Source organism: Bdellovibrio sp. HCB2-146 (genome assembly GCF_047345725.1).
GTDB lineage: Bacteria > Bdellovibrionota > Bdellovibrionia > Bdellovibrionales > Bdellovibrionaceae > Bdellovibrio.
This window is the reverse complement of record NZ_JBLEQP010000003.1, coordinates 40,961-53,743: the sequence shown is the minus strand read 5'-3', so window position 1 is coordinate 53,743 and position 12,783 is coordinate 40,961. Positions and strand designations below refer to the sequence as shown.

The window sequence follows — 12,783 nt, the reverse complement described above, 5'->3', positions numbered from 1 at the left end:
GCGCTAATTTAGACTATAGAGAAAAATACATTGAAAAACGTTGTAAGAACATTTAGGCAAATCTTAGATTTTTATATTTTCGTTGCACGGAATTTTGCTCTTTTTTCCTTGGTCCTTTTTCTTACCATTCTATTGCTTGGTTTGGAATACGCCGTGACGAGTTTAATGATTCCGCTTGCATCTATCCAAGAATCAAAAGATAGCACTGTCGTTGCATTCTGGAGTAAGATCGTTGAATGGTTTGGTTATTTGCCATCGAGCCAAATTTGGCTTTGGCTATTTTTTCTGTTAATGCTCGTTCGACTATTCGTAGGTTTCGGACAGTCGATGGGGGCGAACTTGTTAGGTCGGCAAGTTCATCGCTTTTTAAGTGAAAAGGTTTTTGGTCGAATTGTTTCCGATGAGCCTATGGTTGAAGTTTATAAACGGAGCGTTGGTTTTTACATCACTTTAGGTGGAGATGATACGGTTCGTTGTGGCACAATAATTTTTACTTCTCTTCAGTGTCTAGTTGCCGCCGCAAGTGCCTTGGTCGGGTTATTTGTCCTTTTCATATTCTCCAAAAAAGTTTTTTTGGGTTCAATATTGTTCATTTTGGTTTGTGCAATATTGATCTTCTTTATTTTTGGATTTGTATTAAATATGAATCTAAAATCCAATGCATTATCGAGAGAATTAAACACCGCTTTTGTCGAAGCTTTAAATAGCCTACGTTCATTACGTGTGCTTGGAGCTCAGATTTTCGTCCGACGAAGTTATGCCCAGCAAATTTCATTATATGTTCGTATGCTATTCGAAATTGAGGCCTTAAGAAGTGCTGCGAAAAATTTGCCTGCGATATTATTGCTTTTCTGTGGTGCGATTATTGTTTGGCCTGGGGCCCGAATGGGCGATGCTTTCAATGAGTCATCATTTTTTGCGACGATCGTAGTTTTGATTAGAATTTTTGTTTCACTTGGTCAATTGGTATCCTCTACGTCTCTACTATTAACGGATATTCGAGCAATGAGGGATATAAGCGATTTGATTGAAAACCCCAATAAGCCAACGCCCTTCTCTGGCGCAAACTCTCTATCGAGCATCGACCGTATATCATTAGTAAATATTAAATATGGTTATAACAATGATGTCCTGGTTTTAGATAATCTTAGTTTCGATTTTATTAAGGGTAAGGTTTATGCAATTGTTGGGTCATCTGGATCTGGTAAGTCAACACTTGCTGACATTATATTAGGATTAGTGAGTCCACAAAGCGGTTCAATTTCGATTAATGGCATTTCTGGCGACTACAGAATGGACAGTGGTAGAATTATGCTAGTTGAGCAACAGGTTCGAATATTTTCCACAAGCATAAGAGAAAACTTACTTCTAGGACTGGAGATTGAAGATCTGGAATTGTGGAAAGTGTTAGAGTTTGTCGGATTGTTTGAATTTGTGAACTCTTTAAAGGACAAGTTGGACACGAAGCTCAATTATCAAGGGTCTAATCTGTCCGGTGGGCAGAGGCAACGTCTTGGAATTGCGCGGGCTCTTCTTCATCGTCCTGATGTGTTGATTTTAGATGAGGCAACAAGTGCCCTGGATCAGGAAACAAGAGTTCTAATTTTAACAAATTTGAGAGCTCAAATGAAAAATGGAATTCTTATTTTTATTACTCATGAAGAAGCAGTTTATGGCTTTGCGGATATAGTTCTTCCTATCGGTGCTCGCCTTCCAGAGCGAGTTTTATCATAGTTTGTTGCAATTTTCGATGGCTGAAACCATAGAGTCAATTCGCCGGTCCAATGATGCAAATTCAAAACTTTTACTCATCGATGGATTCCCCTCTAGAAATGGGAAAAAACTCAAACTGTTATTTAAGTGACGATAGTTATGAACATAGCAAAACTCGGGCACTTCGGAATTGTCGAGTATCGGTTTTTTTGAGCCGTGAATATATTGGGCAAGCTCTTCTTTTGTTCGGGCGCATATATTGAACTTATAAGCATTGTGGGGGTTATCGCCAGCACTGACAACGGGAACTCCCTTAAATGCAAACTCGTGTGAAACCGTTCCATAAACGGTGAATGCGATATCTATCCCTTCCTCGAGTATTTGAAGATTTGAAACTTCTTTTTCAATAAACTGAATATTTGGATATTTACTGCGTAAGTGCTTAGTTATGAATACATTATTTGGAAGACCGTTTGGGTGTGGTTTGTAAAAAAAATCGTATTCGCTGTTGCGTGCTTCTGTAAACACAAACTCAATCCACTCATAAAAATCGGCAAAAATCATAGATCCATATATGTGTGGGCTGTCATAAAAATCATGTCCCATTACAAGTGCGCGTTTTTTATTTGTAATTGGAAAAATTTTCGATGCTATTTCGGTATTGTAGGCTGATTTTTTCATATAAGAAGTTGCTGGGTCGATTTTTCCAGTCATTCGTCTCGTGATTAGTTCTGTTCCAATTTCGCAAATTGTTTTCATGTCGGAACCTTTTAGTAGTTCTCGATAGTTATGAAAATTTCGCACATGGAACGGGAATTGTACGGTGGGTTGAACAACAAGTTGATTGCGTGCGCCGAGGGAGTAAACAGGAATACATCTTTCAAGGGCCATTCGGGCAATTAAGCCATGGTGAATGTATGAGGTATAGGATGTTACTAGTGCCGTAACTTTGTGGTTTTCTAAATATGATTTTGTCTGGAAGTATAGGTCCCATGTCCACTCAAGAAGTTCGCCAAGGAATGGATCGTAAATATCGACAGTTGCTGCAGGTTTGAAGCGTAAATACGTGTCATATACAAGATCGCCGACTTGTATATTTTCAATTCTAAAATTTACCAGATCACTTTTCGAATGAAGACTATTCTGAGTCTCTCGCGCTCGGACTGAGGCTTTTGTCATTGCCTTGGTGTCCTTGTTAAGATGGATCGCGATTTTCCCGCCAATTGATTTATATAAACTTAGCCAGATTAAATCTGTAAATTTATTATCTAATAGCGTTGATCTAATTTTACTTCTATAGCTTCGAACACCTAGAGGCTTGCGTAAAACAATCCAGCCTATGTGGAGATTTTGATTTTTTATTTTTCGGTAAGCAATCAGGAAATGAATTACTCTAAGTACAAAAGTATAACTTTCCACTGCCTGACAAAGAACGAGAGGGCCATTATGACTGTGGATAGTCGGATACTTTGACAGCTCGAATCGTACTTTGGAGGAGTCTATTGTTGGTAGGTAGCGTGCTAGAAGGATAGAGACGAATGATAGAATTTTCATTTTTAATCGTTTTTCTGAGAGTAACCTTTAACGTATAAAGAGTTTCGAAGTGTGCGGGCGACTACTTTGTAGCCATGTGATACTAGAAATGTGTCGATCCTTGACGAGCGATCAAAGCTAAAGTCGTGATCTTCAATCAACACACATTTAGGATTTACAGTACTCCAGTTATTTGTAGTAAGCACATCGTAATCCAATCCTTCAACGTCAACGCTTAATAAATCAATTTCTCGATCCGACGCGTGTTTTTGGAAGATCTTGGAAAGAGTTGTGACCGGAACCGTTTTTTCCGAAATCAACTGGTGGCCCTCTAAAATTCTTTTCTTGCAAGTCTCTTTTGAGAATGTATTTAGTGCCGGCTCATCAAACTCATAATAAGTTAGACTATTCGATGTGGCATTTGAGATGCCGCAGTTCAAATTAATATCATCGGGGCGTAGTTTGCAAAAATATTGATATAACGTAGGATTAGGCTCAATATTAATACCCGTCCATCCATAGCTTTTTAAAGCATAGGTATTCGAAAAGCGAAATGGATGGTGTGCCCCGACGTCTACAAAAAAACCATTCCGTTTATACTTCATTGCTTCCAAAATGAGGAGGTCTTCTCCTTCTTGTGCAAAAGAATTGTTTCTGTTTTTGTAAATTTCGAGCCATGGAAAAAAAGGACTCAACGTCCTAAGAATTTTGGTTTTTAGACGCATGTGTTCCTTCCTTGTTGCTACTTTGTTTGTATTTCATTATGACTCATTGAGTTTTCTTAAGTTTCGTATTTAATAATTGCGTTAAAATCTATTTTAAAGTTAATTCCCAGTAAGATACTGGACAAAATTTGCGACAAGTTTTCAGCTTATCCTGTTAGGGTCTATCCGAGAAGCAAATATATTTAATTGAAGGTCCATTGGCCCGTCTTGCGGTTTAGTTTTAAATGGGCTTTGCCGTTGCGAGAGACAGTCAAGATAGACCCTGAATCCATTAGTCCTCAATAGGTCCAACAACTCTGAAAGTACCTGAGGTTTGTTTTTGAATGAATGATATTCTACGAATAGGTTTTGAACTTTATTGAGATGGTCTTTGGAGTGGAGGAGTACGTCGTACTCTGCTCCTTCAATATCGACCTTCATAAAGTCAATTTTATCGAACTGAAGTAGCCAATCCGAAAAGTCGAAGCATTCAATTTTATTTTCTGCATTCGCACCAACTAACGTTCCACCATCGGCGCCATCGCTCTTAAACGATAGGAAGCTATTCGTTTTCCAAGCCGCCTTTGGAATTATGTGGATGTTTTTGTTCGTCGGAATTATGTCGATATTTTGGCGCAGAAAAGTATTGATGTGAAGATCTGGTTCAATTGCATAGATTGTACTGTCTTTATAAAGAGATTTAAAGAAACGTACACTTAAACCAATATTTGAACCGCAATCGACGATAACCGGATTTGCAGACTTACTTTCAAAGTCGTATATACGATCTACAAAAATTTCTTTGTATTGATAGATAAAGCTTTGAATATCAGATACGGCAAATGAGCCATCTGGAGAATTAAGCGTCATTGCAGTCATTCGTTTTGCTCTACGATAACGAAGTTTCAGCCAATAGAAATAGAGGTAGGAAGGGTCCTTTAAGCGGCGGAAAACTTTTTTGAAGATGCTGACGATCATTTAATCAACCTTTCGAGAAATCGATGCCTTACAATTGCACAACAGCAGTTAGAACAACAGGGTAAATCGGATCTTTGTAGAGTAGATCATTCGTGTTGATGTCCTCGACTACCAATCCGTGTAGAAGGCCCGTTGCCGCGCGAATGTTGCCAAATGACTCGATTGATATTTTACTTTGAGGAAAAGATTCATTGAGTAGTTTCGTGAATGATTGTGGAGTAAAGCGGAAGTAATCGCCCCATCTTTGTGCATCGAACTCACTGATTTGGCAGACGCTAGCGACCGTTATCAAAATTGTTCCATTGGGTTTCATTAGTTTTTTGATGTTTTTTAATGCTTCTTTATATTCGTAGATAAAATTCAAAGTTTGAACGCAGATAAAGCAATCCGCAATTTGATGATAGGCGGGGCTGACCGTTGCTGTTAAATCGCAGACGACATCAACATTTTTATCTTCGTAGGGTGCAAGAATCAGAGAATTGGAGTTGGGCGCGAATTTTTTTGTATAGGTATTTTCAGCAACCTCGAGTACATTGCCACGAAGCTGAGTCTTTGATTTTTCCAAAAAATATTCAATATAAAATCTATCTATTGGAGTTCCTCTATGACACCCAAAATCACGAGCAAACGGTATCGTTGATAAAGGTGAAAAGTTTGTCGCAGGTGAAACAAGACGTCGTAAATAAGGTTTTATTTTTGATTTGAAGCTGAGAATTGTGTTCATTTTTTCCTCACTTAATAAGTAACAAATCGATTAAATTTGTTAGCCCGTAGCGCGCGTCTGGAAAGCGTGTCTGTCGTGTCGCCTTCCGTCAACATTAGTCGAGGTAGCGCGTGTGGTATTTTTGCATGCGCATTTTTCAAAACTCCGGTCCGCGTCGTGGCGCACGACTTGAAACCCAGAGTACTAACAAGATCGATCGTTTTTTTATCCGCTTCTAGTCGCCCTCCAAATGGATAGGCAAAATGCTGGACTGGTGGAATAATGTTTGATTCGAGTCTCAGTTTTGATGAGTTGATTTCGTCACGTATCTCTTCGTTATTCAATCTTGCCAAGGGAAGATGGCTGACTGTGTGGACGCCAAAATTAACTAGTGGATCAGAACTCATTTCAACAATTTGATCCCAGACCAGGGAGTGAGTTGCGCAAAGTTTAACCCAATCGACACCGTATTGTGCGGTCATATCGCCCATGATTTTTTCGATAGTCGGGCGGCTTGATTTTAAAATGACTGTGCGGATTTCTAAAAAGGCGGATAGCTTCTGGTCACGATCGGCCGTAGAGTATGTTTGGCCAAGAAATTCAACAGTTCGATTTTCAAGTAGGATCGTTTCCAGTGCATACCACCAAAGTTTAGCAGTACCGTCCGGAAAACCTGTTGTTAAATAAATTGTGAAAGGCACATTTTTTTCGCGAAACACTTTCCAGGCAAATAAATAGTTGTCATCGTAGCCATCATCTATAGTAACGAACAGGCGTTTTTTGTCTTCGATTTCTCCATTTGCGAGAAAGGCATCCAGTTCGTGCAAACTATGAAATGAAAAGCCTTTTTGTTTTGCCTCAATGATGAATTGTGAAAGAAATCCCGGTGAAATAGTCATGGCCTCATTAGGGCCTAGTCCCCCGGCATCACGGTTTCTTACCCTATGAAGAGTCAGAATCATTGCATTAGATGAGTACCATTTTTCAGCGATGCTATTCCAGACCATTTTGAACTCTTTTGTGTCTAAGAAAATGATCAAGAAGTATGAGTCTTTTTTTGATCCAAGTTTTAATAGTAATTTTCAGACTACGATTTTCTGTCCTTTTGAAATAAGCGCTAAGAAGTGAACGAGCGTTTTGGTTTTCACTAATGGTAGTCGGGAAGTCGAAGATAAGTTTTTCGCAGAGCTCGACATCATATTTTGATGTATCGGTTCCATGTGTACCGGAAGAATCAAATCCAATATTCTGTGTGAGTGGATATTTTGGATGAAGAGAGAAGCCTCCCGTTGTATAAATGGTATGATACCAAAATATGGCCCAGGTATTTATCCGCCCCCAATAATTCAACAACAATTGGTCATGAAAATCATATGCATCATCAAGATTAAATCGAGATACTTCCGCTTTGTTGAGTTGACCTATTTGCTTAACTGGATTTTTTTCGAAATATTTCCAGGCTCGGTCCCATGTCGCCCATCCCCAGCAGGTCCCCAGACGTAAGAAGAATGTGTTAGGTAAATCGTTTTTATCGATCGGATACATGTATCCACTGATATGCATTACTTCTGGACGGTTTTGGAAATAATCGAGGCTTGCGTTCATGTACTTAAGGAAACTTGTGCTGGTAATAATATCATCTTCTAAAACGATGACTCTTCGATGTCTTGAAACAACTGTTCCTACTCCATCAATAATGTTCGCGGCAAGACCGATGTTTTTTTCACGTTCGACAATAGTTATGCTTTTAAAACCGGTCAGCTCTTTTAGGTACTTTCGAAGACTTGTAATCTGTTGTTGATCAGCGTCCGTTTTTGGTCCATCGGAATAAATATATAACGCCGTTTGGACAGCCTCCGGGTTTTTTAGAAGCGCCGAAATCGTTTGTTTCGTGTGCCACTCGCGATTGTATACAAAAAGTAAAACTGGTGCGAAGTTCACGTTCTGGCCCTAGTTCTGTTAATGAGATCCAAGTAAAGATCTTGGTATTTCGTGACTGCTGCTTCTATTGAAAATTGTGAAACTGTTTGAGCGATATCATCTTTGCTCTTGTTGAGGCCAAGGCAATATTCAATGCCCGCTGCGAACTCGCCTGGAGAATATGGTTTAGCGAGATATCCATTCTGTTTATGCTGAATAATGTCTGGAATGCCACCAACTGAGAATCCTACCGACGGTATTCCACAGGAAAGGGCTTCAAGTAGTGCATTGGGGAAGTTCTCTGAACGTGAAGGAATGCAAAACACATCTGAGGCGGATAGATATAAGGCAATGCTAACATCATCATGGAGCATGCCTATGTGCATTGCTGAAAATCCGCAAAATGTCGATGTTCTCTCTTTCTGATCTGATCCGATAATCAGAATAAGGATATTCTTTCGAGATTCAGGAGTTAATATCTTTAGAGATTCTTCGATGAGATCGAGGCCCTTATTTTTATCACTCGACATGGAAACTCCAGCAATCGTAATGACGCTTTTGTTTTCCGGAATATTTAGCAGTCTTCGCGCAATGTGAGTTTCGAAAGGTTTAAATATTGTATGATCTATTCCATTGGGAACATGGTATATGGCTTGGTTGGGTAGAAGAGGGCTTTGTTTTGCCTGCTGATAGAGCCATTTACTTGGGGCAGTAATCGTAGTCACTGATTGCATCCTTTTAAAAAATGATGCTTTTTGTTTCCAAAACAGGCGGCTGAGGTCGAAGTTATTTTTAGATTTCAAAGTTGGACACTGTCCGCATTGGAAAGCATGACGGTCGCATTTGTCAGGAACATGACACCCGCCGGTCATGAGCCAGCTATCATGCATTGTCCAGATAACCGGAATTTTACTTTTTTCTAAATCATTCAAGCTCAACGTCGCGCTATCCAGCCAATTAACGTGAATTACGTCGGGTGCAAATTCAGTTAACACATTCTTTAAATCTCGATTTGCCATCCATGGAACTGAAAACATGCCGGTAGGTTTATAAAGAAGGCGATATACTAGGGATGAAACTGCCGAACGAATATTTCCTAGAAGGGATGCAAATTTTCCTGAAGGAGCTACAATATTGCGCTCGACAATGTTGCTTTTGGTAACGAATAGTTTGACCGTCGTATCAGGACGTTCTTTCAATTTGCCAAAAAGACGATAGGTGGATTTAGATGCGCCACCTTGATTCAAATATGCGTTTATCAGAAGTATTTTCATTGGTGTATAGTCAATATAAAGACTAAAGATCGAAAGAGTATATCTTTTTGTCTACTGCTACGATGCGTTTAGCTCAAGAGCGATGACTCAGGAAATTACTAAATATTCTTTTCTGTCTCATGGTTGACACTGTGCATTTTGCGATTCTCATCTTAGAGTCTTTGAAATTGTATGTCTGAATTATGCTGCTATTATAATCTTTTTTAGAAGGATTGTTATCCATGTCTATGCCGCTTGTTACGGTTATTACGGCAACTTTTAATGCTTCAAAAGTTTTACGTCGGACAATCGACAGTCTCCTTGCTCAAACTTACAAGAATATTGAATATATTGTTATCGATGGTGGTTCATCCGACGAGACTTCGGATATTGTCAGAGAATACAAAGCTCACGTAAATATTTTTGTAAGCGAGAAAGATCGAGGAATCGGTGATGCTTGGAATAAGGGGCTTCGGTTTGCAAAAGGTGAGTATATTTGCCTTTTGAATGCTGGAGATGAGTATGCGCCAGATTTTATAGAGAAAAACGTCCTCAGCGCCCGGGACAATACGATTAATTATGGTACAACCTTTATGTGTGATGATGACATGAAGGTCACACATAAGGTGGACAAGGAGTTTTCTGCATCGAAAGTGCATCTTGGTTTTGGCTTTATGCACACGAGTTGTTTCATCCCATCCTCCGTCTATCGTAAGACAGGTGAATTCAATATTGAGTACAAAATAGCGGTAGATACAGAGTGGCTGTTACGAGCATTAAAACTCGGCGTTTCGTTTCAGAAGTCTAGTGCGCAAAATTTTATGCAGTTCGGTGGCGTAAGTGATGCTCATTACTTACGTGCACAGAGAGAGTATTGGAAAGCCTTGACGCAAGAAGGCTTTGTTGGCTCGAAGGAGTTAGGCAAAGTTAAGGTCCGAGCATGGGTCTATGCTTTTGCCCGTAAGCTGAAAATTATTCCATTTGTGAAGCGTGCGAGAATGGAAGTTTTGCACGCTGGTTTGGCTAGCCTGAATTTTTTCGTCCATCATTGTCCAATGTGGACTGTGAGAAAGATGGCGTTGAAATTCGCTGGAGTTCGAATCGGAGAAGATTCGATCGTGCATCGAAAAGTACGCCTTTTTAGTGCGGGCAGAGTGTGTATTGGTAAGAATAGTGTCATAAACAGGGGCGTATATCTAGATAATAGAGATTCGATCCGGATAGGGGATCATGTATCGGTGGCGCATGATGTAAAAATATACACGACTGGGCATGACGGGAATGATCCATTTTTTTCCGGTTTAAGTAGACCTGTCAGTATCGAAGATTACGTAGTTATTTATGCAGGTGCGCTAATCATGCCCGGTGTAACCATAGGTCGAAATGCTGTCATTTACCCAGGGTCTGTTGTTACAAAAGATGTTTCGTCAAATGCAATTGTGGGGGGAAATCCGGCTAGGCAAGTTGGAGAGCGCAAGTTAAATCCTCGGTATAAGTTGTATCATCCTTATTGGTTTGCGAACTAGGGGCGCTCAATGAAAATTGTGATGATTGCAGGAAGCTACCCACCGGATATTTGTGGCGTTGGGGATTATTCAGAAAAACTCGTTCACGCTCTAGAAGCAAAGGGTCTTGAAGTCGAAGTTTTTCGGCAGATTGACCTCGAAACTAATAAGCATATAGCAAGCAAGATACGCGATCCGAAGACTATTTGCCACATTCAATATCCTGCTCAAGGTTTTGGCAAAAAAATGAACGTGCAATGGGTTTCGATGCTTGCGCGAAATTCTGTGGTTACTATTCATGAATACAGCCAATCTAAATTCCTTCGTAAGCTTGCGGAGATTCCATTTTTTGTTACGTCCAAGAAACTCATTTTCACTAATCAATATGAATTAGCGGAAGTTCGCGATTTGTTTCCCTTTGTGGCTGGCAAGAGCACAGTTATTCCAATTTCGAGTAATATTCCATATCCGGGCTCAACGAACAACGTTGGCCGAAATGGCTTGCTCTTCTTTGGTTTGATCCGTCCAAACAAAGGTCTTGAAGAGTATTTGGAATGCGTTTCTCAGCTCGTGTCGAGGGGCATAAATATGCCTTTTGTGATCTTTGGGGCTGTGCCGCTGGGGCAAGAGGAGTATTATAGAGCAATGCGAAATAAATCCGAACGTCTTCCAATTGAGTGGAGTGTCAACAAGTCTTCAGAGGAAGTTTCCAAAGGTATGTTGGCAGCTCAGTTTGCATATTTAAGTTATCCAGATGGCTTAACTGAGCGTCGTGGATCTTTTTTGGCCTCACTATTTCATGACCTTAAAGTGCTCTCGAATTCTGGTTCAGCGACGCCAGCAGAGTTAATGGAAACCTTTATTGACGTTGCAACTCCGACAATGGCCGCAGAAAAAATTGAATTTCTTTTTAAGGCAGGGGTTAGCTCAATTGAAGATCATGCAGTGCGAGCTGCAAAAAATCGCTTCTCTTGGGAGGCCATCGCTGACAAGCATTTGCATCTCTATGAGAGTTTGTTGACGTAAGAGACTGTCAGAAGAATTTTTTAAACTTGCATATATTGGCCCTGAAATATAACGTGGTTCATATGTTAAAACAGAACGAAAGATCCTTTTCTTACATCCAGAAATTAGTCGACTTCACAGTTGCGACGCTGAGCTGGTATGGGCTCTATGTCATTCGTTTTGAGCTCCTTCCGAATGGCCAAAAAGGATTAGAACTTGCTTTTCTTAAAGCAGGTTGTGTCGTCGGTCTATTGACTATCTATTTTTTTGCAAGGGCTGGTTTGTATCGGTCTTATCGTATGAGTTCTCGATACGAGGAACTAGCAAAAGTATTTCGTGCAAACACATTGGCAAGCGTGACCCTAGTAGTTCTTATTTATTTTTTGGCAGATGGGCGAATGTCTCGATCGGTTGTGTTGGGATATTATCTGTTTTCAACAATGATTTTTTTATTTTCGAAAGTAGCAGTGCGTAGCTTTCTGCGATTAATGAGATCGCGTGGTCGTAACTTGCGTCATATTGTTGTTGTAGGTAGCGGGCTTGCAATTGAGCGCTATGTGACCAAAATAACTCAGTTTAGAGAGTCAGGCATTCATATTATGTGTTGGGTTGATTCAAGTGGTTTGGCTGAAAAGTTTGGTATTCGTGAAATCGGAATAGAAGAAATTTCTGCTACTTTGGAGGCACAACCAGACAGTATTGTTATTGGATATCAGGGTGTGGATGCTGTAAAGGTAGATCAGGTTCTTAATAAGATCTATAACAACGTTGTGCCAATCGTAATTTTACCGGACCTTTCATATTTTCGAGTGGCTTGCTCCTTTGATTATCTAGCCGGTGTGCCAGCGTTTGTGATGAATCAGCCTAATTTCTCTTCTGTAGATATTATCTCAAAGAGGGTTTTTGATATTGTTGCAACTGGAATCGGTTTGATACTGATCTCTCCAGTGTTGTTGTTTTTGGCAGCTGGGGTAAGGCTATCGTCGCCAGGTCCTATTTTTTTCGGTCAAGAGCGCATCGGATTGGATGGTCGTCGCTTCAAAATGTGGAAGTTTCGCTCAATGAAAGTGGGCGGTCACGTGGCCGAGAGCGGGGTTCCGGGTTGGACCGTGAAGGATGATCCAAGAAAAACCAAATTTGGCTCATTTATTCGTGCGACCTCTCTCGATGAACTTCCGCAATTGTGGAATGTGTTCGTTGGCGATATGAGTCTTGTGGGGCCTCGTCCGGAGCAACCGTACTACGTTGAAAAGTTCCGTAATGAAATCCCAGCATACATGCTCCGCCATAAAATGAAGGCCGGTATCACTGGTTGGGCTCAGGTAAATGGTTGGCGTGGAGATACATCGCTTCATAAGCGTATTGAATGTGACTTGTACTACATCAGACACTGGTCACTCTGGTTCGACATTAAAATTCTCTTCCTAACATTCTGGAAGGGATTCATTAATAAAAACGCATATTAGATT

At 40.3% G+C, this 12,783-nt stretch carries 11 protein-coding genes; 4 read left to right on the top strand and 7 right to left on the bottom strand.

Annotated features, from left to right (window positions below; genetic code table 11):
• Positions 1-30: 30 nt before the first annotated feature.
• Entirely contained in the window at positions 31-1,734 is a 1,704-nt protein-coding gene (locus ACLWOR_RS18085; RefSeq protein ID WP_413942239.1) for an ATP-binding cassette domain-containing protein, read from the top strand.
• Here the strand turns inward: ACLWOR_RS18085 and ACLWOR_RS18080 are convergent.
• From ACLWOR_RS18080 to ACLWOR_RS18050, 7 genes are all read right to left on the bottom strand, one after another.
• Complete coding sequence (locus ACLWOR_RS18080; RefSeq protein WP_413942238.1) at positions 1,729-3,267, bottom strand: hypothetical protein; 1,539 nt, start codon at positions 3,265-3,267, stop codon at positions 1,729-1,731. The genes ACLWOR_RS18085 and ACLWOR_RS18080 overlap by 6 nt on opposite strands.
• A gap of 2 nt (positions 3,268-3,269) precedes the next feature.
• On the bottom strand, positions 3,270-3,971 hold the full coding sequence (locus ACLWOR_RS18075) for an FkbM family methyltransferase (protein WP_413942237.1): 702 nt from the start codon (positions 3,969-3,971) through the stop codon (positions 3,270-3,272).
• Between the two features lie 141 nt (positions 3,972-4,112).
• The gene (locus tag ACLWOR_RS18070) at positions 4,113-4,928 is read right to left on the bottom strand and encodes an FkbM family methyltransferase (RefSeq protein WP_413942236.1); all 816 of its coding nucleotides are present in this window, start codon (positions 4,926-4,928) and stop codon (positions 4,113-4,115) included.
• A 28-nt stretch (positions 4,929-4,956) separates the two neighbouring features.
• Positions 4,957-5,493 (bottom strand): methyltransferase domain-containing protein, encoded by a 537-nt coding sequence (locus ACLWOR_RS18065; protein WP_413942235.1) that lies wholly within the window; start codon positions 5,491-5,493, stop codon positions 4,957-4,959.
• A gap of 170 nt (positions 5,494-5,663) precedes the next feature.
• Positions 5,664-6,638, bottom strand: coding sequence for a polysaccharide deacetylase family protein (locus ACLWOR_RS18060; protein WP_413942234.1), 975 nt, complete (start codon positions 6,636-6,638; stop codon positions 5,664-5,666).
• Positions 6,625-7,572: a sugar transferase gene (locus ACLWOR_RS18055; protein WP_413942233.1), complete on the bottom strand. Its 948-nt coding sequence runs from the start codon at positions 7,570-7,572 to the stop codon at positions 6,625-6,627. Before ACLWOR_RS18055 ends, ACLWOR_RS18060 begins: the two co-directional genes overlap by 14 nt.
• A complete protein-coding gene (locus ACLWOR_RS18050; protein WP_413942232.1) occupies positions 7,569-8,825 on the bottom strand; it encodes a glycosyltransferase in 1,257 nt (418 codons plus the stop codon). The genes ACLWOR_RS18055 and ACLWOR_RS18050 overlap by 4 nt, the downstream gene beginning before the upstream one ends.
• Before the next feature lie 221 nt (positions 8,826-9,046).
• On the opposite strand from ACLWOR_RS18050, the gene ACLWOR_RS18045 reads away from it, so the two are divergent.
• From ACLWOR_RS18045 to ACLWOR_RS18035, 3 genes are all read left to right on the top strand, one after another.
• Positions 9,047-10,330 carry a glycosyltransferase gene (locus ACLWOR_RS18045; RefSeq protein ID WP_413942231.1) on the top strand — a complete coding sequence of 428 codons (1,284 nt, stop codon included), beginning with the start codon at positions 9,047-9,049 and terminating at the stop codon, positions 10,328-10,330.
• A 9-nt stretch (positions 10,331-10,339) separates the two neighbouring features.
• The gene (locus tag ACLWOR_RS18040; RefSeq protein WP_413942230.1) at positions 10,340-11,335 is read left to right on the top strand and encodes a hypothetical protein; all 996 of its coding nucleotides are present in this window, start codon (positions 10,340-10,342) and stop codon (positions 11,333-11,335) included.
• A gap of 62 nt (positions 11,336-11,397) precedes the next feature.
• Positions 11,398-12,780, top strand: a complete 1,383-nt coding sequence (locus ACLWOR_RS18035) for an undecaprenyl-phosphate glucose phosphotransferase (RefSeq protein WP_413942229.1) — start codon at positions 11,398-11,400, stop codon at positions 12,778-12,780.
• Positions 12,781-12,783 lie beyond the last annotated feature (3 nt).